The sequence below is a fragment of the Pseudomonas syringae group sp. 247E2 genome (assembly GCF_032587795.1).
In the GTDB taxonomy this organism is placed as follows: Bacteria; Pseudomonadota; Gammaproteobacteria; order Pseudomonadales; family Pseudomonadaceae; genus Aquipseudomonas; species Aquipseudomonas amygdali.
Window position 1 is genome coordinate 319,081 of the sequence record NZ_JAWHPK010000001.1, and the last position, 22,275, is coordinate 341,355.

Consider the following 22,275-nt stretch of genomic DNA (forward strand, 5'->3'; position numbering starts at 1 on the left):
ATGTCCTCCAGGGTGTTCGAATAATGAATCCACAAGAACTGAAGTCCATCCTCTCATCCGGTCTGCTGTCTTTCCCGGTTACCGATTTCAACGCTCAGGGCGACTTCCATCGCGCGGGCTATATCAAACGTCTCGAGTGGCTGGCTCCGTACGGCGCCAGTGCTCTGTTCGCCGCAGGTGGCACAGGTGAGTTCTTCTCCCTGGCCGCCAGCGAATACTCCGAAATCATCAAGACTGCCGTCGACACCTGCGCCACCAGCGTGCCAATCCTGGCCGGTGTAGGCGGTCCGACCCGTCAGGCCATCGAGTACGCTCAGGAAGCCGAGCGTCTGGGCGCCAAAGGTCTGTTGCTGCTGCCGCATTACCTGACCGAAGCCAGCCAGGACGGCGTTGCCGCCCACGTTGAAGCGGTGTGCAAGTCGGTCAAGATCGGTGTGGTTGTCTACAACCGTAACGTCTGCCGCCTGACGCCAACCCTGCTGGAACAACTGGCCGAGCGTTGCCCGAACCTGATCGGTTACAAGGATGGCCTGGGTGATATCGAGCTGATGGTTTCGATCCGCCGCCGTCTCGGCGACCGCTTCTCGTACCTGGGCGGCCTGCCGACCGCTGAAGTCTATGCCGCTGCCTACAAGGCGCTGGGCGTGCCGGTCTACTCGTCTGCTGTGTTCAACTTCGTACCGAAACTGGCGATGGACTTCTACCACGCCATTGCCCGTGACGATCACGAGGCGGTCGGTAAATACATCGACGATTTCTTCCTGCCTTACCTGGAAATCCGCAACCGCAAGGCCGGTTACGCCGTGAGTATCGTCAAGGCAGGCGCGAAGATCGCCGGCTACGACGCAGGCCCGGTGCGCGCGCCATTGACCGACCTGACCCCGGACGAGTGCGACATGCTCGCCGCGCTGATGGACAAGCAAGGCAAGCAGTAACACCCCCAGGACAAAACCGCTGAGCGATCAGCGGTTTTGTCGTTGGAATGCATGACCCTTACAGGTGGTAGCTGTCGTCGCCGCGACACTGCCAAGGGGCCTGTAATGCAACACCCAAAAACAGCTTTACCCGCGTAAAAAAATAATCAGTGGGAGCTCTACCATGCAAAAGTCCAAGCCGACGCACGTCCGCTATTTGATTCTGTTGATGCTGTTTCTGGTCACCACGATCAACTACGCCGACCGTGCCACCATCGCTATCGCTGGTTCCAGCATCCAGAAAGACCTTGGCATTACTCCGGTCACTCTGGGCTATATCTTCTCCGCATTTGGCTGGGCCTACGTGGCCGGTCAGATCCCCGGTGGCTGGCTGCTCGACCGTTTCGGGTCGAAGAAAGTCTACGCCATGAGCATTTTCACCTGGTCGCTATTCACCCTGCTGCAAGGCTATGTGGGTGAGTTCGGCATTTCCACCGCCATCGTCGCGCTGTTCATGCTGCGCTTTCTGGTCGGGCTGGCTGAAGCGCCTTCCTTCCCGGGCAACGCCCGCATCGTCGCCGCCTGGTTCCCGACCGCCGAGCGCGGCACGGCCTCGGCGATCTTCAACTCGGCGCAATACTTCGCCACCGTTCTGTTCGCCCCGCTGATGGGCTGGATTGTCTACACCTACGGCTGGCAGCACGTATTCGTGGTCATGGGCGCAGTCGGTATCCTGTTCTCGATGATCTGGATGAAGGTCATCTACGGCCCGCGCAACCACCCGATGATCAACGAGGCCGAACTGGAGCACATTTCCAGCAATGGCGCGCTGGTCGATCTGGATCAGGACAAGGGTAAAGGCGCGCAAAAAACAGCCAGCAGCGGCCCCAAGTGGGATTACATTCGCCAGTTGCTGACCAACCGCATGATGCTGGGTATCTACCTCAGCCAATACTGCATCAACGGCATCACCTACTTCTTCCTGACCTGGTTCCCGGTGTACCTGGTTCAGGAGCGCGGCATGACCATCCTCAAGGCGGGCATCATTGCCTCGTTGCCGGCTATCTGCGGCTTCATCGGCGGGGTATTGGGCGGAATCATCTCCGACTACCTGCTGCGCAAGGGCCACTCGCTGACCTTTGCCCGCAAGGCGCCGATCATTGGTGGCCTGCTGCTGTCCACCTCGATCGTGACCTGCAACTACGTTGACATCGAATGGGTGGTGGTGGGTTTCATGGCCCTGGCATTCTTCGGCAAAGGCGTCGGTGCACTGGGCTGGGCTGTCATGTCCGATGTTTCACCCAAGCAGATTGCCGGTTTGAGCGGTGGTCTGTTCAACACCTTCGGTAACATTGCATCGATCACCACTCCGATCGTGATTGGTTACATCATCAGCAGCACCGGCTCGTTCAAATGGGCACTGGTGTTCGTGGGCGCCAACGCGCTGCTGGCGGTGATCAGTTACATTTTCATCGTGGGTGAAATCAAGCGTGTGGAATTGAAAGAGCCGCCTGCCAAGGGGCCATTGCTGAACGACTCGGTCAGCGACCTTTCCGAAGCGAAATCCTGAGGAAACCGTGATGAACCTGATTCAACATGCCGATTCGCCGCGCTATATCCGGCTGCATCCGCTGGATAACGTCGTGGTCGTGGTCAACGACCAGGGCGTGCCGGCCGGAACCGAATTCGACAACGGCCTGGTGACTGTCGATAACGTCCCGCAGAGCCACAAGGTCAGTACTGTTGACCTCGCCGTGGGCGAGGCCGTGATTCGTTACGGCCACACCATTGGCTATGCGCTGCAACCGATACCGCGTGGCAGCTGGGTCAGGGAAGACCAACTGCGCATGCCCTCGGCACCTGCGCTCGACAGCCTGCCGATGTCCGACGCGGTGCCCGAGAAACAGGCCCCGCTGGAGGGTTATACCTTCGAAGGCTATCGCAACGCTGACGGCACCGTGGGTACCCGTAACATTCTGGGTATCACCACCACCGTGCAGTGCGTGACCGGTGTGCTGGACCACGCGGTCAAGCGCATCCGCGACGAGCTGTTGCCCAAGTACCCGAACGTCGATGACGTCGTGGCCCTGACTCACAGCTACGGCTGCGGCGTGGCAATCACTGCCACCGATGCCTATATTCCGATTCGTACTGTGCGCAATCTGGCACGCAACCCGAACCTGGGTGGCGAGGCGCTGGTGATCAGCCTGGGCTGCGAGAAGTTGCAGGCCGGGCAGGTCATGCATGAGGGCGACAGCTCGGTGGACCTCAGCGAGCCTTGGCTGTATCGCTTGCAGGATTCCAGTCATGGCTTCAATGAAATGATCGAACAGATCATGGAACTGGCCGAAACACGTTTGAAAAAGCTGGATCTGCGGCGTCGTGAAACGGTTCCGGCGTCGGAGTTGATCCTTGGCATGCAGTGCGGCGGCAGTGATGCGTTTTCCGGCATCACCGCCAACCCGGCGCTGGGCTACGCCTCGGATCTGTTACTGCGTGCCGGTGCGACGGTGATGTTTTCCGAAGTGACCGAAGTGCGCGACGCCATCTATCTGCTGACATCACGCGCGCAGGACCAGGAGGTCGCGCAGGCTCTGGTGCGGGAAATGGACTGGTACGACCGTTACCTGGCCAAAGGCGAGGCTGATCGCAGCGCCAACACCACGCCTGGCAACAAGAAGGGCGGGTTGTCGAACATTGTCGAGAAGTCTCTAGGGTCTATCGTCAAGTCAGGCAGCAGCGCCATCAATGGCGTGCTCGGCCCTGGTGAGCGGGTCAATGGCAAGGGGCTGATCTTCTGCGCTACGCCTGCCAGTGACTTCGTCTGCGGTACGTTGCAATTGGCGGCCGGTATGAACCTGCATGTGTTCACTACCGGACGCGGTACGCCGTATGGTCTGGCGATGGCACCGGTGGTGAAGGTCTCGACCCGCACCGAACTGGCTCAGCGCTGGCCTGACTTGATCGACATAGACGCCGGACGCATTGCCACAGGACGCGCAAGCATCGAGGACCTGGGCTGGGAGCTTTTCCACTTCTATCTGGATGTGGCCAGCGGCAAGAAAAAGACCTGGACCGAGCACTACCGGCTGCACAACGACATCACGCTGTTCAACCCGGCACCGATTACCTGACGGGAGTGTGACGCGGAGCGTCACGAACGGCATTCCCACGCTGGAACGTGAGGAACGATGTGCAGAGGAATACGCCTATCGTGCTCATGCTCTGCTTGTGTGTGCCGTTCTGAACGCTCTTGCCTCTGGGCTGAGCACCCGGTCACAATCCGAAAGATTCTCTGAACTTTAGGCCGCTTTCCAGCATCTTCTACAGTAGGGCAGCCGGTCTGGCTGCCTTCGTTGATGGTGCAGGAGATTTCAAATGGGTTGGATATCGGAAAATCATTTGTGGCTGTTTGCAGCGCTGACTGCTCTGATCGTGATTTCGGACATTTGGGCAGTCATGCGTATTCGCAAGAGCAAGACACAATCCAGCAACAAGCTGATGTGGATCATCGTTGTTGTTGCCGTGCCGATTGCTGGCGTATTGGCCCTGCTGGTCGCTGGTCCGCGCCATGTGGACACGCCTGCCAGGCCTGAGCAACAAAGCACCAAGTACTGACCCCGCCTTCCGGAAATACCCCGCTCATGAGTGTGGGTATTTCTCCTGCAGACCGCTCATTCCTGTTTCAAAAACCTTCTTTTCACAAAGATGCGCTTGTGGCTGGCAAAAATAAAAATCTCTGCAATTCTTCTGTCATGGTGAGGTGTTTACATGCTCGCCATCCAGACCCGAACAAGGAGAGAGCACATGTCGATCATTACCAAGTGGGCGTTGCAGGCGGTTGCATTGTTTGTGTTGGGCTGGGTGGCAACGACGACAGCGAATTGGAGCAACAACACGGCCAACGGTACAGGCAATGATCGCTTGGCGGAGCTGAGCGCTGGTGTCCTGAGCAGTCCGGTCCTGACTGCTTCTTCGTCGCAAACAGTGCGAAGCGAATAAACCGGCCTGATCCATGGAGGAGTGCTGGTACTTTTTTACAGGCAAAAAAATGGCCCACAACGGGGTGGGCCAAATGGGATTCATCAAAGGAGTAGGGTCAATTTACGCAGCCGGACGTGAAGAGGATGTGAAACGGATGTCATGGAAACGAGAAGTGGTTCGATAATTCAAGCGGCGTGGTGACGGGGTGAAACAGCGTCGCCGGTTGCGTGGCAACGCTGTGTCGAGTGATTCGCAGGGATGGAGTCGGTCTAGCGGGCGGCCGCCTGAACGCTTATTTCGGCGGCTGCGCGGCGTGTCATGTGCGGCAGCGAATGAGGCGCGTCGATTCTGGATTTCATGCGGTCGGCAAATTCTCTGGCTTCCTGCCAGCTCCGGCATTTGACCGGATAGTCGTCCAGTATTACAACCCAAGCGTCGCCATATACACCTTCTTCAATTCGGATGAGCATTGTTGGCATCTCCTTTCAGTGAGGGTAAGTCTGTGCCGGGTCATCGGCGCTGAAGCTGACGCACGAAATCCTGCGCCGAAAATCGGTGTCTCGCTACAAAAAATTACAATTCCCGATGAGTGCGCACGGCCTGCAGGCAAACCGGCTCTGCGGCTTTCGAGACTGTGTTCGTGGGCAAGCCTGACTCAGAAATGTGACAGGCTGATGGATAGGCGCCGATCAGAACACCAGCTTGAAGCCGATCATGCCCAGCATGATGGCCAGGAAAGGCCGCAGCAGGTCGTCGGAAACGCGGCCCGCCATGTGGCTGCCCAGGTAAATGCCCGGCAATGAACCCATCAGCAGCCAGCCCAGCAATTCCCAGTTCATGTTACCCATGCTCGCGTGGCCCAGACCTGCAACCAGCGTAAGAGGGACGGCGTGGGCGATTTCCGTGCCTACCAGACGCCGGGTCGGTAGCAGAGGGTAGAGGATGAACAACGCAACGGTACCCAGCGCGCCCGCACCAATGGACGTCAGTGCGACCATGGTGCCGAGGATCAAGCCGGTGATGACGGTCAATACTGTCAGGCTCGTACCGCTGAAAAACGAATGTCCATCCCCGCGACCATGAGCGAAGGCCAGCAGCTTTTTCTTGAACAGAACGGCCAGGGCAGTCAACAGCAGTACAAAGCCCAGCGCCTGCTTGATGATCGCGTTCAGGGCCTCAGGTGCGGTATGCAGTGTGCTCAGGAACCACAGCGTCAGCAGCACGGCAGGGACGCTGCCCAGGGTCAGCAGCCCGGTGACTTTCCAGTCGATGTTGTCATTCTTGCGATGTACCAGAACCCCGCCGGATTTGGTAATCGCTGCATATAGCAGGTCCGTGCCGACCGCCGTGGCCGGGTTGATGCCGAACCACAACAGAATAGGCGTCATCAGCGAGCCGCCGCCGACTCCGGTCATGCCAACGATAAAACCGACTACCAACCCTGCAACTACAAACCCCAGACCACCCGCTTCCATAACCAACCTATTCAAGCAAACGCATCAGGCAAAAAGTGGCGGGCAGCATAACGGCTTGTGTTGCAAACGGTTATGAAGAAGTGTTCTAAGGTTATAACCGTTTGTCGCGGATGACAGCGGCTTCGGCGGCTTCAGTGACCGTTTGCAGGCGGCGGTCCGGGCCTAGCCAGTTGAGTACGGCGTCGGCTTCCATAGGCTTGGAAATCAGATAGCCCTGCCCCTCATCACAGCCCCATTGCTTGACCAGGCGGCGAATTTCGTCTGTCTCGATGCCTTCGGCCACCACGCAATAACCCAGCTTCTTGGCAAGGCCGATCAGTGCCTTGACCAGACGCTGATCGGTCTTGTCAGACGCCAGATTGCGAATCAGCGACTGATCGAGCTTGACGGTGGTCGCGGGCAATTGCCGCAGGTAGTTCCAGTTGCTGTAGCCCGTACCAAAGTCATCGATCGCCACATCCATGCCCATCTGACGCATGCGTTCCAGTTGGTGACGCACTTCGGCCGGGTTGTGCATCAACGCGCCCTCGGTGAACTCCAGCTCAAAGCGTGTGGGGTCGATCTTGTGCTGGCCCAGCAGGCGAATCATCCGGTCAGTGAAAGCCGGGCCGGTAAGGTCTTCCGGGGTAACGTTGATCGCAATACGGAAATCGAAGCCTTGTTGCTGCCAGCGGGCGGCCTGCTCGATTGCGCTTGTCAGCACCCACAGACTCAGCGGACGCATGAGTGCGGTTTTCTCGGCCAGCGGTACGAATTCGGCAGGTCCGATGGGACCGAGCGTCGGGTGGTTCCAGCGCAGCAAGGCTTCTACCGAGGTGCACACACCAGAGGCGAGGTCGATGCGCGGCTGGTAGACCAGGCGCAGTTGATCATGCGAGTGGACTGCGCTGGTCAACGAACTGAGCAGTTTGAAAGCACGTTGCTGGGCGGCATCGAAGTGCGGCTCATACATCGCCCAGCCCAGATTCCGGTCGCGGGCATCATCGGCAGCGCTGATGACCATGCGCATCCAGTCCGGCTCTTCGGTCGGGTCGCGGTTCAGGGTGACAACCCCCAGACCCACCTGCATTTGCACCGGGATGCCCCGGCATTCTACCGGTGTCTCGAAGTCTTCGAGAATGGTACGAAACAGATGATCAGGCGCTCTTTCTCCGGGCAGCAGAAAGCCGAAGCGGGTAGGGCTGACCTTGTACAGCGAACAGGTTGGCGGCAGCAGATGCTCCAGGCGGCTCTTGATTTCTGTCACCAGATCCTGAGAGAAGCTGTAGCCCAGAGCCTTGACGATATCGTTCAGGAACGCAGAGGTGATCATGTCCACCACGACCAACTGATAATCAACGCTCGATAGCAGTGCCTGATGGATGTCTTCCTGCAGGCGTGACCGGTTGTACAGGCCGGTCGGCTGGTCAATGAAGCAACTGAGGCGCAAGCTGACTATGCGCTTCATGACCAGTGAGGCGAAACGCTTGAGCATCTGCATCTGATGCTCGCTCATCGGTTCACGCGGCTTGGTGTCGATCACGCACAGGCTGCCCAGAGCGATGCCGTCATCGGTAATCAGCGGGGCACCCGCGTAGTAGCGAATATCGGGGTGGCCGGTCACCAGGCTATTGTTCATGAACCGGTCGTCGAGGGTCGCATCCGGAATTTCAAACAGCGAGTCGGAAAGGATCGTGTAAGCACAGAAGGAGACGTTGCGTGGCGTTTCCTGGGCATTCAAACCCACTCTGGCGCGAAACCACTGACGGTGTTCATCGACAATCGAGATCAACGCAATCGGCGCCTGGAAGAAATCGGCGGTCATCGCCACGATTTCATCGAACACGTCGTCAGAGGTGTTTTCAAGTACGCACAGCTCCCTGATGCGCAACAGACGTTGCGTTTCATTCAGCGGAATGGGGGCACTGGCGTTCATAAAATTCTCGATGGGTGTTCGGTGATGACTATATGACATCACGGAGCCGACTTTAACAGATGAAAAAAATTCAATTACAGGCGAGGTACAGGTTGATCGGCCGCAGACGGCTACTTTTTAAGCGCTATCGGTCGCGCAGCCCCATAAGATAAAGGGCCTGCTCGTTTGTATGCAGAGTGTTACAAAAAATGCCATTCGTCGTTTGGTTACACATCAGCAAAACGGTCATGGCTCGGTATCAACGAAGCCGGCTTTCACTGTGCTCTTCATGTGCGGTTTATCTGCCCAGGTACGAAAAATGGACATCAAGGTTCGACCCGCACGGAGAGCAGACGCTGACGCCATCAGTCGAGTGGTGCTGGCTGCCTTGCGCACCAGCAATGCCAGGGATTACCCAGTCAGTGTGATCGAGCGCGTGCAATTGAGTTTCAGCCCGTCTGCCATTGAGCGGCTCATGCAGCAACGTCGGATGTTTGTGGCGGTGGCGGTGGCGGTGGCGGGGGAGGTGGTTGTCGGAACTGACAGCCTGGAGGGTCAGGTTGTGCGCTCGGTGTTTGTCGACCCTGACTGGCATCGTCGGGGCGTCGGGCGTTTGTTGATGGCAAAGCTGGAACGTGTCGCCCTGGAGACTGATATAGGGCTGCTGATTGTGCCGTCATCCTTGACTGCGCAGGAGTTTTACAAGGCGCTGGGTTTCAGGTTGGTACGAGAGCATCAGGAAGGGGAGGAGCGCACATTGATCATGGAACGGCAATTGCGCACCTGAGGCATTCCATGCCTTAAGCAGTGACTTCCTGCATTTCCTGCAGTTGGTAGTGCGCGTACAGCGTGCTGGCGATCAACGTGCAGAAGACTTTCAGGGTATCGAGCGTATCGGCATCGTCAAGTGGCGTCGGCAGGTTGTCCAGACCGCACAGCGTGCCGAAAAAGTCTCCGTTGGGGAAAATGATCGGCAACGAGAAATAGCTCTGAAAACCGTAGAGTTTCGGGATGGGGTGCTCTGCGTAGACCGCATCCGTGGCAACTTCGTTGATCACTATAGGACGCTTGTGCTGGCGTAACTCATTGCACAGCGTGGTTTCCAGTTTGAGCTCGTGACCGGCCTCCAGTCCGAACTTGATCTCGTCGTACACAGCACATGCCGTCCAGCTGGTTTCGGTTACTTTGGCAATTGCCGCGAATCTCAGGCCGGTTAGCCGGGTCACCAGCCTTAACAGGCTGGAAGTGGCCTCGATCTCACTGATGACTGCCAGCTCTGCTGAAGTCAATTTGTTGTTCAAAATGCGTCACCCTGGTCATAAAAGCACTGATGCAGCCTTGGCAGTACGCCTGACGCTGCCGATCTTGTGCAGGAAGTGATCGTGCCATACCTGATCGTGGCTTACATAAAATATTGTGTTCCTCGCCTCCAACTATTTAACGAGTTTAATGCCCTTGTCAACGTTAAGGACTTACCCAAGAGGTGTGTACTAGTACATGTGTACTATAGGGATCCTATTTTTGCGTTGATAAAATCGCAGGTTTGCCAGCGCATGGAATGCCTGAAAACACTTTGCAGGTGTATGCAGGCAGTTTCCCCTTCAAACGGGTTGACCGGACCCCCTTTACTGCGAGCATTGAACACCATGCACAAGACGACCCTGGGCTTCACGGTTGCCATGATTTCCACGCACTTGTATGCAGGCGGCTTTGCGCTTAACGAGCAAGGTATAAGTGGCATGGGCACAGCGTTTGCGGGCCGGGCCTCTGCCGCCGAAGATGCCGGCACGGTATACGGCAACCCTGCAGGCATGGCGCGTCTGGCCGGCCAGCAGGTCACCGGTGGCGCTACCTTTATCGATGCATCGACGGATATCAGCCAGGCGAGTGGACGTTCGAGCGGCAGCAACGATGGCGACATGGTGCCATTCAAGGCCATCCCGTTCGGTTTTTATACTCGCAGGCTGAATGAACACTGGGCCATCGGCCTTGGCGCGTACGTGCCGTTCGGTCTGGCGACGGATTACGAACGCGGTTTTCAAGGGCGCGCCTTTGCCAGCAAGAGCGATGCAAAAGTTCTGACCCTGCAACCGACATTGAGTTATGCCTTCAATGACAGGGTATCGGTGGGCTTCGGGCCGACCATCAATCAGTTTGCCGGCTCGCTGGAGTCGGACCTGACGCTTAACCCGGCCATCGCCGACAGTAATGTGAAGGTGAAGGGCAAGGATGTCGCGCTGGGCTTCAATATCGGCGTTCTGGCCAGCCTGACTGATACCACGCAGGCTGGTTTGACCTACCACTCCAAAGTGCGCTACGACCTGGATTGCCACACCGAGGTTGCCACAGGTGCCGGTACGCCAGCCCAGTTGCTGAGCAGCAATCGCTATGACTGCTCGCTACAGGTCGATACTCCTGAATCCTACGAATTGTCAGTCACCCAGAAGCTCACCGATGCCTGGACACTTTATGCGGGGACGACCTGGACGCGCTGGAGCCGCATGAAGGACCTGAGTTTCAGCACCGAGAACATCAGCCCTGCGCGTGGAGGGATACTTGCTGCGTCCTTGTCTGGCGCTATCGCTGGCGGGCTGGACTGGCACGATACCTGGGCCTATGCGCTCGGCACATCGTATCGACTGGATTCACACTGGTCGTTGCGTACCGGCATCCGTCTGGATCAGTCACCGACCAGCAATACCAATCGCTCGCCACGCACACCGACCGGCGACCGTACGATCTTCAGTGTGGGGGCGGGTTATGACGTCAGCAAAGAACTGACCCTTGATGTTGCCTACGCCTATCTTAAAGAAGAAAGCGTTGATGTCAGCCGTGCCAATGCGCTGGCCAGTTACAGCGCGCGCTATCAGAACCGCGCCAGCTTTTTGGGCGTGGGGGCGACTTACCGTTTCTGAGAAAGTTGTCAGTCTGCAGAAGCAGTACATCCTTACTGTTACTAGTACATCCGTACTATGGCTGGCCCTGGTTCGGCAACTTAAGCTAATGCGCTGAATAACACCCTGACTTGTTGATGGCAGACGACGTTTTTATAACGTCGCCGGCCGCGCGTGCGCGACCGTAACAGGTCTTGCAGTGGTGTAAACGGATCACTCACAACAGACTTTGTTTTCAGAGGGAACGCGCATGGGTATTTCTCGCCATTTGGCAAACATAAGGGGGTTGGCGGCGATTACGCTGGTCACAGTAACCATGACGGCCTGTTCGACCGGTGGCGGCAACCCGCTCGATACCCTGACCGGTGATTACAAATATGCGCCTGACTATATAAAAGCCAACATCATTGCCCGCAAGTCGACCAAGGAACAGATTCGCCAGGCGTTTGGTGCGCCTTATTCGGCACAGGACAATGTTTCCGATAACAGCTCTGAGTGGTACTACGACCGTAACGAATCAGGTCTTAACTCATTGACCAAAATGGCGGTCAAGTACTCCAACCGATACGGTTCCGGAGACGCGGCATCCACCTTGCTTCAAGGGCAATCGCGTATGGGCGATGCGCAGGAAATGATAGGCGACGCAAGCACACTGAGCGGCACGCAAGCTACCGGAAGAAAAGCGTCGATTACGCGCATTTTCATCAAGTTCAAGGGCAATGTGGTTGAGCGCTTCACAACTGATTGACCACAGCTCGCTGCCCAACGTCTGCAAGCAACACATTCCAACGACTGTCAGTACACCGCCGAACCGGCCTTGAAACTCAGCAACAGCGAGCGCAGTTCGACCGGCCTTACCGGTTTTGATAGAACGGGGATATCCGGATCGTTCAGCGTCTGCCGGACGTGCTGAAGCTCATGGCCGGTAATCACGATGGCGGGTATGCGCCTTCCCTGCAGCCCGCTCAGGTAGGCAATGCAGTCGGCGCCCGAGGCCGTACGATCCAGATCGAAGTCAGTGACTACCAGATCACAGTCGACACTGATCTCGGGGATGCTGCTGAAGGTCTGTACCTCGCAGCCCCATCTGCGCAGCAACATGGCGGTGGCTTCAAGCACGTTGCGATTGTCTTCGATCAGCATGACGCGCAGGCCGGAAAGCAGGCGGGTATTCCAGTTGATTTCGATGTTGTTCACCGGCTGGCTGGCGGCCACGGCTTTCAGGCCGCTGACGGTTACCGCAGTGCCGCGCTCGGGCACTGAACTGATATTGACCCGCAGATTCATGAGCCTGGCGATACGGCTGACGATACTCAGCCCCAGGCCAACACCTTCAATGTCGCGGTCACGCTTCTCGCGGACGCGATAGAACTCGTTGCACAAGTGCGGCAAGTGCTCGGCGGGTATGCCGCGGCCCCGATCATAAACACCAATGCTGACTGTGCCTTTTTGCCGGCGACAGCCAATCAGAATCGGTTTGCCCGGCGCGTATTTGAAAGCATTGGAGACAAGGTTCTGCAACAGCGTGCGCAACAATGCCGGGTCGGTCCAGACGTGATGGTTGCCGCTGTGTACGCGAATGTCCACGCCAGCCCAGGTGGCAGCCTCGCTGTTCTGAGCGGCCAGCCCGTTGAGCAGTGCATCCAGGTCGACTGATTCGGGGCGCGGTGCGACTTCGCCCTGATTGAGGGTGTAGATGTCCAGCAACGAACGAAACAGTTGTTCTACCGCACTCAATGCCCGGTCGATGTTATTTACCAGACGTTGTTCGTTATCGCCCAAAGCCGCATCGCGCAGGCAGGCAGTAAACAGGCTGATGGAGTGGATCGGCTGGCGCAGGTCATGACTGGCCTGTGCCAGAAACCTTGACTTGGCCTGATTGGCCGCCTGGGTTTCTTCAAGGGCCATGTGCAGTCGGCCAAGCAGAAAATAGACAAACAGTGGCAGGACCAGCATGGTCAGGATCATCATGACGGCCACAGCATGGTGTTCACGCAGAAACGGCGTGAGCACGATGATGATCATCAACGAAATCATGGAAAAGCCGGTTGCCAGCAGCAGGTAGTTGCGACCGTAGCGCATACCGTAGCCGACCGTCATGCTCAGCATTACCGAGTACACCGGCAACATGGCCTCGCCGCCAACCGAGATCGTTACGATTCCCGCCAGATTATCGGTCACCAGGGCAAACAGACGTCGTCTGCCGGAGGCACCCGGGCGCTGGGCAATGCGTATGATCAGCCCCACCGTGACGACGCCGAAGCCCATGCAATAAGCCAGGATCACAAACAGCTTGTTCTCTGACATTTCACCCATCCCATACGCGATCAGTGCGTAAAGGATCGATGTGGCAATGACCGCCATGCGCAGCAGCGCCTGAGTCATTTCCAGATCTATTCGTTGGGGCAGTAGTGACATGACGGCTACCGTCTCAGTGCTGTTTGCCGGCCAGGCTGGAAAACTGTGCAGCGGCGGCCGATCGGGTGGGCACACCAAGCGCCTTGAGCAGGCTGGAGACATGAATACGCACGGTAAAGGGTGAAATACCCAGATCCCTGGCGATTTCCTTGTTGGTTTTTCCCGACGCCACAAGCCCCAGTACTTCTCTTTGACGTACGGTCAGATGGCTGATTGCGCCAGAGTCCAGATCGCTCAGTAACGAACCTTCGGGCTTGTACTTGACCACCACTTCGCCATCGCGGATGGCGATGATGGATTCGGCAATTTCCAGGGGGTCTATATTTTTGCCGATGAAGCCATCCGCACCCTGAGACATGACCTGTGAAATGGTGTCCAGATCATCGACCATCGAGACGACAATGATTGAAGTGCGTTTGAACTCGCTGCGCAGGCTGCCGATGGTCTGCATCGAAGTGAGCCCCGGAAAGCGCAGGTCTAGCACCAGTGTGTCGACCTCATCACCCCGGCGTGCGAGGGTGAGTACTTCATCCAGATTGCCTGCTTCTTCAATAATCGCTTCGGGTATCAGCCGCTCGATAGTACGCAGCATGCCCTCACGAAACAGCGGGTGGTCGTCGGCCACAATGATTCTGCACGGCATACCTCATACTTCCCGTATTCAAGTAGCGCGCATCATACCTGATAGCAGGTATTTGTATCGTTAATGAAACACATGAAATGCAACTTTAATGACAGCCGAGTGCTGGCATTTTGTTATTTTTTTTTGCCAGAAATGGCACTAGCGCTATGAAAAGGTGCAGCAGACGAATCCGCTGCCCTGCCGCCATGCCTGATAGTTATGGATCCCGTTTCGCATTATGTCTTGAAGCGCAGTACAAGATCATTCAAGTTGACTGCCAACTGCGAAAGTTCGGTACTGGCAATCAGTGTTTGCCGGGTGCCTTCGCTGCTCTGTACGGCCAGATCACGGATGCTGATCAGACTTCTGTCAACATCACGTGCTACATGCGCCTGTTGTTCCGATGCCGCAGCGATCTGCAGGTTACGGTTATTGATTTCCAGTACCGAGTCGGTGATCTGGCGCAGCGATTGTCCGGCGTCTTCTGCCGTCTTGCGAGTGCTGTGGACTTCCTGAGTGCTCTTCTGCATGGACTCGACTGTGGCCGAAGAACCGGCCTGAATCGCCGAGATCATCTGTTCGACTTCCTGAGTGGACGTTTGTGTGCGATGTGCCAGCGCGCGTACTTCATCAGCCACCACGGCAAACCCCCGGCCTTGTTCACCGGCACGCGCGGCTTCGATGGCTGCGTTCAATGCCAGCAGGTTGGTCTGCTCGGCAATTCCGCGAATCACGCCCAACACTTTGCTGATGTCCTGTGCCTGGCCGGCCAGGGCCGTGACTTGTGCAGAGGAGCCCTCGACCAGGCCGGTCAGGTTGTGCATGGCGGTCAGGGTTTCGGTCACGCGCTGGTTGCCCAGGTCGGCAGAGAGGCTGGATTGTTGGGCGGCCTGGGAGGTAGACGTAGCATTACGAGCGACTTCTTCTACGGCAGCACTCATTTCGTTTACAGCAGTGGCGGCCTGTTCGATTTCGCTGTTCTGTTGTTGCAGTGTACGGTCGGCGCTTTCGGTGATTGACGTCATCTCGACGGCAGCGGTACTTAATTGGGCGGATGCGCCGGAAATCTCATGAATGGTGGTACGCAGGTTCCCCGACATGGTGTTGAGGGCCGTCATCAAGCGTGATGCTTCGTCGCTGCCGGTAATGCCCAGTTGCCGGGTCAGGTCGCCTGCGGCGATGTCTTCTGCCAGTTTGAGGGAAGCGTTGAGCGGATCGACAATACTGCGTGTCAGGGTAATCGCCAGAACCACAGTCAGAAGGGACGCTGCAATAACAACGGTCAGCAATACATTGACGCTGTGGTTGTACACGTCGGTGGCATCTTTTCCGGAGCTCACGGCTTCTTCAGCGTTGTGCCCACGCAGGGTGGTGAGTTTTTCCTGATAGGCATTGGCGCGCTGAACCTGTTCTGCGTTAGCAAAGGAAACAGCTTTTTCATGATCGGAACTGTCCAGGGCGATGATCTGTTTCACGCCGTCGATGTAGGCCCCCATCTTGCTGTTGGCGTCTTCGAATTGCGCACGGTCGGCTTCGCCCGAAATCAGATTTTTCCGATAAAACTCGCTGTTCGACCTGAGCGCCTCTATCGCTTCCCGGGCTTTGGCTTCTGCTGTGCTGTGCACGGCAGGGTCGGTACTGGCGAGCATCCTGATGCTTTCCAGACGAGCGTGAAGCAGGGCGATCTGAATGTCGTCGACGACCTGAATGCTGGGCAACGAGTTTTCTTCGATGTTCTGCTCGGCCGTGCGCAGATGGTCGATCTGCACGTAGGAGAATCCTCCGAGGCCAATCAGCAGCAAGGTAATAACGCCAAAAAACAGGGATGCCCTGCGTGAAATATTCAGCGATCTGATGTTCATGGTTGCCTCCAGCGGCAAAACAGGCGGAAGGGCAATGCGTTCCTTTCCGATATCTGTTTTTCTGCTGACGCCTGAGGAGCTTTAATTAATCGCGATGAAAGTTATTTCATGATGGACATAATGCCATGTGGGTTCTGTTAAGCATCAGGCGCTAAAAGTCCCCGTCACAAAGTAAATAATGTTAACGGTTTACGCAGCTCACTATTTCTAAAGTATTAACTCTAGTTGTAGGGGGTTCGAGGTCTGTGTTCAGTCGGGACTGCAGGACTAAGCCGCTGACACGGTAGCGGCCACAGATAACTTATCCAGAAAACCTGCTACGCAGCCCATGCAGGCCATTCTTTCTTCCACATGGGGCATGTGGCTGGACTCTCTGAACACCGACCAGCGAACGTCAGGGATGTTTTCCACGTAGGGTTTCACCACGAGTGGAGTGGCTTCGTCGTAAAACCCCGAAATCACCAATGTCGGGACCTTGATGTTTTCCAGCCTGTCGACAATGGTCCAGTTCTTCAGGGTGCCGATAACGTGAAACTCGGTAGGGCCATTCATGGCGTGATACACGGTCGGGTCCGCGTCGATCTGGTCGAAGGTGCGTTTCACCTCGTCCGGCCAGGGTGTGATGCGGCATACATGACGGTCATAAAATGCCCGCGATGCTTCAAGGTACTCAGGGTCAGTCAACGTTCCTGCCTGTTCGTGCTTGAGCAACGCAGCTTGCACAGCTTCAGGCAAGTCCTCGCGCAGTCGGTTGGCCTCGCTTACCCAGGTCTGCATATCTGCCGGGGAGTTGGCGACAATCAGCGCTTTCAGCCCTTTGGGCTGGAGCACCGAATGCTCCGAAGCCAGCATGCCGCCCCACGACTGGCCCAATAACGCGTAATTACCTTCGATGCCCAAGTGGGCAAGCAGGTTGTTCAGCTCTCTCAGGAACAGATCGACTGTCCAGAATTCGCGACTCTCATGGGGCAGGCGAGTCGACTTTCCGTTACCCAACTGGTCGTAATGGATCACCGCCTGACTGGTACTGGCGAGGTCCTTGAACGAGTCCACGTAATCATGGGTACAGCCGGGGCCGCCGTGCAGAATGACCAACGGTGTACGCGGGCCTTGCAAGTTGCCGGTGACGCGATACCACGTCTGATAGTCGCCGAACGGCGCAAAACCTTCCTTGATCGTCATGTCTGCCATGTCGCCGGTCCCTGCTGGATAGTTCGGGGCACCATAGCGCTGCGCGTGGCATCTTAAAACTATAGAAAATGATAGGTTTTGGCTGATGAACCGGTCATTGGTCGAGTAAACGGTAGTGAACGGCACGCACGACTGCCTGCACACGGTTTTTGGCTCCCAGTTTCTGCATGGCCGAATTCAGATGCAGCGTCACCGTGGCGACCGAACGGTTGAGCTGATCGGCGATTTCCCTGGCCGTCAGCCCTTCGGCAGACCAGCTCAGGCATTCACGCTCGCGGCGGGTGAGCTTGATCGCATTACAGGAGCGCATCTTCTGGTCAAACAGCGGGTAGGCGACTTCCTGAAAGGCATGAGCCAGCAGACCGAACTCGGCCAGGCTCTGCCGGGCATCTTCCAGTGCAGCGTCGCTGCTGTCGGAACACAGGCCTGTCAGGGTGGCGAAACCGCCCTTGGGCATGTGGATAGGCACCGTCACGCCACACGTCATGTGTGAGTCATGCAGGTAGCGCACCACCGGCTTGTGCATGTCGGTGATAAAGGTTTGCAGCACCGTTTCAGCCTTGGGCTGGTATGACCATACAAAAGGCGAAACGCTGGCCACCGCCAGGTGTTGCACCGGGTCGATCTGGTAGTACCCCTGGCTGCACCAGAGTGCGTGCCAATCGGCCGGGGTGTTGCGCAATGAAAGCAACGAAGGTGTGATCAGTGCTCCATCATGGGACACAGGCACCGGGCTGTAATCGTAAATCACTGCATCGAATCCAAGCTCCGATGCCAGTAACAGTGCGCAATCCATTTGCTGATCCACTGTAGATGCCGATTGCAGACGCGAATTGAAATCCGACAACCTGATATGCATGGCTTGACCTCCTTTGTCATAGAGCCGGTGTAGGGGGCTTAATATAGCAATTAGCAAGGACAGTGCCACGCCTGCGTCCAACCGGCTGTCAGTCGTGTAAAACCTATAAGAATTGCTAGCTGTTTGCCATGGCGCTGCGCGATAGGGTTGAGGCCATGAGCGACGTCCGCAAAGGTGAGGTGCGATGGGGTATGCGAGCAAGGCGGATGAGCGCAAAACAATCAAAGTCGACGGATGGTCAATGTTCGACTACAACTTCGCTCTGCCCTTTTGCGTGAAAGGGGTGGCGGCGTACTTTCCGGTCCTGCTGAATTCTCTGTCACAGCATCGGGGCGTCTGATGAATCTGGGTCGTTATCGTTTTATTCTCCAGCGTCCGTTGCAGTTGCTGCCGGTGCTGTTCGGCATCAGTCTGGTGACCTTCATTCTGGTGCGCTCGATCCCCGGTGACCCGGCGCGCATCCTGCTGGGCGCCCGTTCCACACCGCAGGCACTGGCCAACATCCGCGCCCAGTACGGGCTGGATGAACCCTTGTGGACGCAGTATGTGTACTTCATGAAAAACCTCTTGCAGGGCGATATGGGTAAATCGCTGCTGTACAAGATCGATGTGCTCAAACTGATCGTTACCCGGCTGGAGCCTACCGTATTTCTGGTGTGTGGCAGCGTGCTGCTGGCTCTGTTGATCGCCGTGTCTTTGGCCACGGTCGCTGCACGCAACAAGGGCAGTTGGGGCGATAACCTGATTCGTGTCTTCACCACCACGGGGTTGGGCATGCCGGCATTCTGGCTGGGCATCATGCTGATTCTGCTGTTCAGTGTGCAGCTTGGCTGGTTTCCGGTGTCAGGTTACGGCAGTGACTGGCTGGACAAGGCCCACCACATGGTGCTGCCATGCCTGACCATTGCCCTGGCTCTGTCCGCGGTGCTGATTCGCAACCTGCGCGCCAGCATGCTCATGGAGCTGCAGGCTGATCATGTCACTGCGGCGCGGGCACGTGGCGTCAGTGAAGGCGCAGTGTTTCGTCGTCACGTACTGCCCAACTCGCTGGTGCCGTCAATCAACCTGCTGGCAGTGAACATCGGCTGGCTGATCAGCGGCACTGTCGTTATCGAAAGCCTGTTTGCCATCCCCGGCATCGGCCAGCTGCTGGTGCGCGGCATCTTCAGTCGCGATTACATGGTGGTGCAGGGGGTAGCCATGGTGCTCGCCTGTGCCACGGTAATCGTCAACTTTCTCGCTGATGTGGCCACTGTCGCGATAGACCCGCGGGTGAACATCAAATGACCATCGCCCACGCCCCTCTGCGCCCACACTGGCGTTCGCGGCTTCGCCTGCGCTTGCGCAACGGCCGACTGGCGATGCTGCTGGGTGCCTCATTGCTTGGCGTGTGGCTGCTGCTGGCACTCTTCGCGCCGTGGCTGGCACCTTATGACCCGATTTACCAGAACACCGAACTGCGCATGCTTGCACCGCACCTCGCACATCCGTTCGGCACCGACAATTTTGGTCGCGACATTCTGTCCAGAGTCATCTGGGCGGCACGCATCGACCTGCAGATCTGTGTGCTCGGGGTGGTTTTCCCGTTCATCATCGGCACGTTTGTCGGCGCATTGTCGGGCTATATAGGCGGTCGCTTCGACAACCTGTGCATGCGCGTGATCGACATCGTTCTGGCCTTTCCGTTTCTGGTGCTGATGCTGGCGATCATTGCGATTCTCGGCCCTGGCCTGAGCAGTTTCTACATCGCCATGGCGCTGGTGGGCTGGGTGTCTTACGCGCGGCTGATCCGTTCACAGATTCTGGTCCTCAAGGAAAGCGATTTCGCCCTGGCGGCCAAGAGCCTGGGCTTTGGTCACCTGCGTATTCTGTTTCGCCATCTGCTGCCCAATGCGATGTTCGGCTCGATTGTGTTTTCCATGTCCGATGCGGTGCTGGTGTTGCTCAGTGGCGCGTCGGTCAGCTACCTGGGCCTGGGCGTGCAACCGCCGTTGGCCGAGTGGGGCACGATGGTCGCCGAGGGGCAGGCGTTTCTGACGTCTGCGTGGTGGATCTGCACCTTTCCGGGGCTGGCCATCGTGACGCTGGCCATGGGTTTCAGCCTGCTGGCGGACGGCGTTGCCGAAACCCTCGGAGAGCGGCAATGAGTACGCCAGTGCTGAAAGTCAGCGAGATGAGCGTGATTGCGAACAGTCGGGGGCGCGAGGTAACGCTGGTCGACCGGTTGTCGTTCGATCTGCAGCAGGGCGAGATTCTCGGGCTGGTCGGCGAAAGTGGATCTGGCAAGACCATGGCTTGCCGGGCATTGATGCAACTGATGCCATCGCCGGACCTGCACGTGCGCGGTGGTTCGGTGCTGCTCAATGATGTCGACCTGTTAACGCTGGATGCAGCCGGCATGCGTGCCATGCGCGGGCGGCGGATCGGCATGATCTTCCAGAACCCCAGCAGTCATCTGGACCCGCTGATGCGTATCGGCGAGCAGATTGCCGAAGGCTTTCGTCTGCACCAAGGCGCTTCGAAACGTGAGGCACGGGCGCAGGCGATTGATCTGCTGCGTCAGGTCGGCATTCCCGACCCGGCTTCGCGTGTGGATAACTTTCCCCATGAGTTTTCCGGCGGCATGCGCCAGCGCGCCATGATTGCCGTGGCGCTGGGCTGCGGGCCGCAGGTGCTGATCGCCGACGAACCGACCACCGCGCTGGACGTGACGGTGCAGGCGCAAATCCTGCGGCTGTTACTGGACCTGCGTGACCGTCACGGGCTGTCGTTGATCATGATTACCCACGACCTGGGCGTTGTAGCGCAAACCTGCGACTCCATCGCGGTGATGTACGCCGGTCGCTTGTGTGAACACGGCAGCAAGCGCGACGTGCTGGCCCGCGCCCGTCATCCTTACACCCGCGGCCTGATCGACTGCCAGCCCGCCAGCAGCACGGGCAGTGGCCTGCTGCGCACCATTCCCGGACAGCCGCCATTGCTCGATGCGCTGCCCGCTGGCTGCCGTTTTCATGCGCGCTGCGGTCATGCGGGCGCAGGCTGCGTCGAGACACTACCCCTGATGCGGTCGATGGGGGTTGCCCATGAAGCGGCCTGTCACTATCCGCTGGCAGATTCCCGAGGGGCCGTATCATGAGCGGCTACAGGCTGTTGAACGTCAACGATCTGGTGGTGCGCTTCCCGGCCCCCGGATCAGGTTTCATGGGTCTTAACAAGCGTTGGGTGCATGCCGTCAACGGTGTGTCGCTGAGCATTTGTGCGGGTGAAACGCTGGGCCTGGTGGGCGAGTCTGGCAGCGGCAAGAGCACGCTGGGGCGCGCCATTCTGCGTCTGAACGACATTACTTCCGGGCAGATCGTCTTCGATAATGTCGACATGGCCCAGGGCAGCGGTATCAGTCTGCAGCGTTTGCGCAGTGAAACAGCAATGATCTTTCAGGACCCGTCCTCCTCGCTCAACCCGCGCATGACTGTCGGTGCCACGCTGGCCGAGGTGCTGAAAGTGCAACGCAAGGTCAGCGCATCCGAGATTCCGGCGCGGGTCATCGAGTTGCTCGACATGGTCGGTCTGCGACCCGAATTTGCCGAACGCAAACCGGGTGCCTTGAGCGGCGGGCAATGTCAGCGTGTCGGCATTGCCCGCGCACTGGCCATCGAGCCGCGGCTGATCATCGCCGACGAGTGCGTGGCGGCGCTGGACGTGTCGATTCAGGGGCAGATCATCAACCTGCTGCTGGAACTACGCCAGCGCATGAACCTGGCAATTCTGTTCATTGCCCACGATCTCGCCATCGTGCGCCGCCTGTGTGACCGGGTGGCGGTGATGTACCTGGGCAAAATCGTTGAAGAGGGCCCGGTCGAAGAGGTCTTTCTCAAGCCGCGTCATCCCTATACCGCGGCGCTGATCCAGGCTATTCCGGAGATTGATCCGGATCGTCCGCTGCCCGGTGAACCCTTGCAGGGCGAGCCACCCAGCCCCCTGAGTTTGCCCGCTGGCTGCGCCTTTCATCCGCGTTGCCGGTTCGCCAGACCGACCTGTTCCAGCGTCGCGCCACCCACCCGGCATGTCGGCGAGCAGCGCTACGACTGTGTACTTGATGAACCCGTTTTTTGATCCAGACCTACAACAAACATCTGTCCCGACACCGGCAAGGAGTTCATTT

At 57.6% G+C, this 22,275-nt stretch carries 21 protein-coding genes and 1 pseudogene; 12 read left to right on the top strand and 10 right to left on the bottom strand.

Features of this window, described 5'->3' with window-relative positions; translation table 11 throughout:
- Positions 1-23: 23 nt before the first annotated feature.
- The 5 genes from kdgD to RYC18_RS01535 all read left to right on the top strand — a co-directional run bounded on the left by kdgD (position 24) and on the right by RYC18_RS01535 (position 4,916).
- The gene (gene kdgD, locus RYC18_RS01515; RefSeq protein ID WP_005745319.1) at positions 24-935 is read left to right on the top strand and encodes a 5-dehydro-4-deoxyglucarate dehydratase; all 912 of its coding nucleotides are present in this window, start codon (positions 24-26) and stop codon (positions 933-935) included.
- A 163-nt stretch (positions 936-1,098) separates the two neighbouring features.
- Positions 1,099-2,484 (top strand): MFS transporter, encoded by a 1,386-nt coding sequence (locus tag RYC18_RS01520; protein WP_002555181.1) that lies wholly within the window; start codon positions 1,099-1,101, stop codon positions 2,482-2,484.
- Positions 2,485-2,494: 10 nt separating this feature from the next.
- Complete coding sequence (garD, locus tag RYC18_RS01525) at positions 2,495-4,048, top strand: galactarate dehydratase (RefSeq protein WP_316882354.1); 1,554 nt, start codon at positions 2,495-2,497, stop codon at positions 4,046-4,048.
- A gap of 244 nt (positions 4,049-4,292) precedes the next feature.
- On the top strand, positions 4,293-4,532 hold the full coding sequence (locus RYC18_RS01530; RefSeq protein WP_002555179.1) for a PLD nuclease N-terminal domain-containing protein: 240 nt from the start codon (positions 4,293-4,295) through the stop codon (positions 4,530-4,532).
- Between the two features lie 189 nt (positions 4,533-4,721).
- A complete protein-coding gene (locus RYC18_RS01535) occupies positions 4,722-4,916 on the top strand; it encodes a hypothetical protein (RefSeq protein ID WP_005745315.1) in 195 nt (64 codons plus the stop codon).
- A 251-nt stretch (positions 4,917-5,167) separates the two neighbouring features.
- Here RYC18_RS01535 and RYC18_RS01540 read toward each other — a convergent pair whose 3' ends face one another.
- The 3 genes from RYC18_RS01540 to RYC18_RS01550 form a co-directional block, all read right to left on the bottom strand.
- Positions 5,168-5,368, bottom strand: coding sequence for a hypothetical protein (locus RYC18_RS01540; RefSeq protein WP_002555178.1), 201 nt, complete (start codon positions 5,366-5,368; stop codon positions 5,168-5,170).
- A gap of 219 nt (positions 5,369-5,587) precedes the next feature.
- Entirely contained in the window at positions 5,588-6,373 is a 786-nt protein-coding gene (locus tag RYC18_RS01545) for a sulfite exporter TauE/SafE family protein (RefSeq protein WP_004666230.1), read from the bottom strand.
- 91 nt (positions 6,374-6,464) lie between these two features.
- Complete coding sequence (locus RYC18_RS01550) at positions 6,465-8,288, bottom strand: EAL domain-containing protein (protein WP_316882367.1); 1,824 nt, start codon at positions 8,286-8,288, stop codon at positions 6,465-6,467.
- Positions 8,289-8,586: 298 nt separating this feature from the next.
- On the opposite strand from RYC18_RS01550, the gene RYC18_RS01555 reads away from it, so the two are divergent.
- A complete protein-coding gene (locus RYC18_RS01555; RefSeq protein ID WP_316882369.1) occupies positions 8,587-9,054 on the top strand; it encodes a GNAT family N-acetyltransferase in 468 nt (155 codons plus the stop codon).
- A 13-nt stretch (positions 9,055-9,067) separates the two neighbouring features.
- On the opposite strand, the gene RYC18_RS01560 is transcribed toward RYC18_RS01555, so the two are convergent.
- Positions 9,068-9,568: a GAF domain-containing protein gene (locus RYC18_RS01560; protein ID WP_002555174.1), complete on the bottom strand. Its 501-nt coding sequence runs from the start codon at positions 9,566-9,568 to the stop codon at positions 9,068-9,070.
- Positions 9,569-9,913: 345 nt separating this feature from the next.
- Here RYC18_RS01560 and RYC18_RS01565 point away from each other — a divergent pair, with 345 nt between their 5' ends.
- Together RYC18_RS01565 and RYC18_RS01570 are read left to right on the top strand one after the other, a co-directional pair.
- On the top strand, positions 9,914-11,182 hold the full coding sequence (locus RYC18_RS01565; protein ID WP_004656740.1) for an OmpP1/FadL family transporter: 1,269 nt from the start codon (positions 9,914-9,916) through the stop codon (positions 11,180-11,182).
- Positions 11,183-11,411: 229 nt separating this feature from the next.
- Complete coding sequence (locus RYC18_RS01570) at positions 11,412-11,909, top strand: hypothetical protein (RefSeq protein ID WP_039847271.1); 498 nt, start codon at positions 11,412-11,414, stop codon at positions 11,907-11,909.
- A 47-nt stretch (positions 11,910-11,956) separates the two neighbouring features.
- On the opposite strand, the gene RYC18_RS01575 is transcribed toward RYC18_RS01570, so the two are convergent.
- From RYC18_RS01575 to RYC18_RS01595, 6 genes and pseudogenes are all read right to left on the bottom strand, one after another.
- Positions 11,957-13,546, bottom strand: coding sequence for a hybrid sensor histidine kinase/response regulator (locus tag RYC18_RS01575; protein WP_004666227.1), 1,590 nt, complete (start codon positions 13,544-13,546; stop codon positions 11,957-11,959).
- A gap of 46 nt (positions 13,547-13,592) precedes the next feature.
- On the bottom strand, positions 13,593-14,222 hold the full coding sequence (locus tag RYC18_RS01580) for a response regulator (RefSeq protein ID WP_005780871.1): 630 nt from the start codon (positions 14,220-14,222) through the stop codon (positions 13,593-13,595).
- 215 nt (positions 14,223-14,437) lie between these two features.
- A complete protein-coding gene (locus tag RYC18_RS26285) occupies positions 14,438-15,319 on the bottom strand; it encodes a methyl-accepting chemotaxis protein (RefSeq protein ID WP_369812046.1) in 882 nt (293 codons plus the stop codon).
- A pseudogene (locus RYC18_RS26290) lies at positions 15,296-16,063 on the bottom strand (MCP four helix bundle domain-containing protein); the annotation flags it as partial. The pseudogene RYC18_RS26290 and the gene RYC18_RS26285, both read right to left, overlap by 24 nt.
- 267 nt (positions 16,064-16,330) lie before the next feature.
- Positions 16,331-17,254, bottom strand: a complete 924-nt coding sequence (locus RYC18_RS01590) for a proline iminopeptidase-family hydrolase (protein ID WP_005745306.1) — start codon at positions 17,252-17,254, stop codon at positions 16,331-16,333.
- A 94-nt stretch (positions 17,255-17,348) separates the two neighbouring features.
- On the bottom strand, positions 17,349-18,113 hold the full coding sequence (locus tag RYC18_RS01595; RefSeq protein ID WP_004656728.1) for a LuxR family transcriptional regulator: 765 nt from the start codon (positions 18,111-18,113) through the stop codon (positions 17,349-17,351).
- A 339-nt stretch (positions 18,114-18,452) separates the two neighbouring features.
- Here RYC18_RS01595 and RYC18_RS01600 point away from each other — a divergent pair, with 339 nt between their 5' ends.
- The 4 genes from RYC18_RS01600 to RYC18_RS01615 are packed head-to-tail and all read left to right on the top strand — an operon-like array spanning position 18,453 to position 22,226.
- Complete coding sequence (locus tag RYC18_RS01600) at positions 18,453-19,400, top strand: ABC transporter permease (RefSeq protein WP_316882384.1); 948 nt, start codon at positions 18,453-18,455, stop codon at positions 19,398-19,400.
- Positions 19,397-20,260: an ABC transporter permease gene (locus RYC18_RS01605; RefSeq protein WP_044345103.1), complete on the top strand. Its 864-nt coding sequence runs from the start codon at positions 19,397-19,399 to the stop codon at positions 20,258-20,260. The genes RYC18_RS01600 and RYC18_RS01605 overlap by 4 nt, the downstream gene beginning before the upstream one ends.
- A complete protein-coding gene (locus tag RYC18_RS01610; protein ID WP_316882389.1) occupies positions 20,257-21,249 on the top strand; it encodes an ABC transporter ATP-binding protein in 993 nt (330 codons plus the stop codon). Before RYC18_RS01605 ends, RYC18_RS01610 begins: the two co-directional genes overlap by 4 nt.
- Complete coding sequence (locus RYC18_RS01615; protein WP_016982264.1) at positions 21,246-22,226, top strand: ABC transporter ATP-binding protein; 981 nt, start codon at positions 21,246-21,248, stop codon at positions 22,224-22,226. The genes RYC18_RS01610 and RYC18_RS01615 overlap by 4 nt, the downstream gene beginning before the upstream one ends.
- Positions 22,227-22,275: the final 49 nt, after the last annotated feature.

What these genes read in the sequence shown, in the direction of transcription:
- RYC18_RS01575 (WP_004666227.1), bottom strand. Translation starts at nt 13,546, where the DNA reads ATGACTCAGGCGCTGCTGCGCATGGCGGTCATTGCCACATCGATCCTT.
- RYC18_RS01565 (WP_004656740.1), top strand. Translation starts at nt 9,914, where the DNA reads ATGCACAAGACGACCCTGGGCTTCACGGTTGCCATGATTTCCACGCAC.
- kdgD (WP_005745319.1), top strand. Translation starts at nt 24, where the DNA reads ATGAATCCACAAGAACTGAAGTCCATCCTCTCATCCGGTCTGCTGTCT.
- RYC18_RS01540 (WP_002555178.1), bottom strand. Translation starts at nt 5,368, where the DNA reads ATGCTCATCCGAATTGAAGAAGGTGTATATGGCGACGCTTGGGTTGTA.
- RYC18_RS01550 (WP_316882367.1), bottom strand. Translation starts at nt 8,288, where the DNA reads ATGAACGCCAGTGCCCCCATTCCGCTGAATGAAACGCAACGTCTGTTG.
- RYC18_RS01520 (WP_002555181.1), top strand. Translation starts at nt 1,099, where the DNA reads ATGCAAAAGTCCAAGCCGACGCACGTCCGCTATTTGATTCTGTTGATG.
- RYC18_RS01605 (WP_044345103.1), top strand. Translation starts at nt 19,397, where the DNA reads ATGACCATCGCCCACGCCCCTCTGCGCCCACACTGGCGTTCGCGGCTT.
- RYC18_RS01530 (WP_002555179.1), top strand. Translation starts at nt 4,293, where the DNA reads ATGGGTTGGATATCGGAAAATCATTTGTGGCTGTTTGCAGCGCTGACT.
- RYC18_RS01600 (WP_316882384.1), top strand. Translation starts at nt 18,453, where the DNA reads ATGAATCTGGGTCGTTATCGTTTTATTCTCCAGCGTCCGTTGCAGTTG.
- RYC18_RS01545 (WP_004666230.1), bottom strand. Translation starts at nt 6,373, where the DNA reads ATGGAAGCGGGTGGTCTGGGGTTTGTAGTTGCAGGGTTGGTAGTCGGT.
- garD (WP_316882354.1), top strand. Translation starts at nt 2,495, where the DNA reads ATGAACCTGATTCAACATGCCGATTCGCCGCGCTATATCCGGCTGCAT.
- RYC18_RS01580 (WP_005780871.1), bottom strand. Translation starts at nt 14,222, where the DNA reads ATGCCGTGCAGAATCATTGTGGCCGACGACCACCCGCTGTTTCGTGAG.
- RYC18_RS01570 (WP_039847271.1), top strand. Translation starts at nt 11,412, where the DNA reads ATGGGTATTTCTCGCCATTTGGCAAACATAAGGGGGTTGGCGGCGATT.
- RYC18_RS01615 (WP_016982264.1), top strand. Translation starts at nt 21,246, where the DNA reads ATGAGCGGCTACAGGCTGTTGAACGTCAACGATCTGGTGGTGCGCTTC.
- RYC18_RS01590 (WP_005745306.1), bottom strand. Translation starts at nt 17,254, where the DNA reads ATGGCAGACATGACGATCAAGGAAGGTTTTGCGCCGTTCGGCGACTAT.
- RYC18_RS01595 (WP_004656728.1), bottom strand. Translation starts at nt 18,113, where the DNA reads ATGCATATCAGGTTGTCGGATTTCAATTCGCGTCTGCAATCGGCATCT.
- RYC18_RS26285 (WP_369812046.1), bottom strand. Translation starts at nt 15,319, where the DNA reads ATGACGGCCCTCAACACCATGTCGGGGAACCTGCGTACCACCATTCAT.
- RYC18_RS01555 (WP_316882369.1), top strand. Translation starts at nt 8,587, where the DNA reads ATGGACATCAAGGTTCGACCCGCACGGAGAGCAGACGCTGACGCCATC.
- RYC18_RS01610 (WP_316882389.1), top strand. Translation starts at nt 20,257, where the DNA reads ATGAGTACGCCAGTGCTGAAAGTCAGCGAGATGAGCGTGATTGCGAAC.
- RYC18_RS01535 (WP_005745315.1), top strand. Translation starts at nt 4,722, where the DNA reads ATGTCGATCATTACCAAGTGGGCGTTGCAGGCGGTTGCATTGTTTGTG.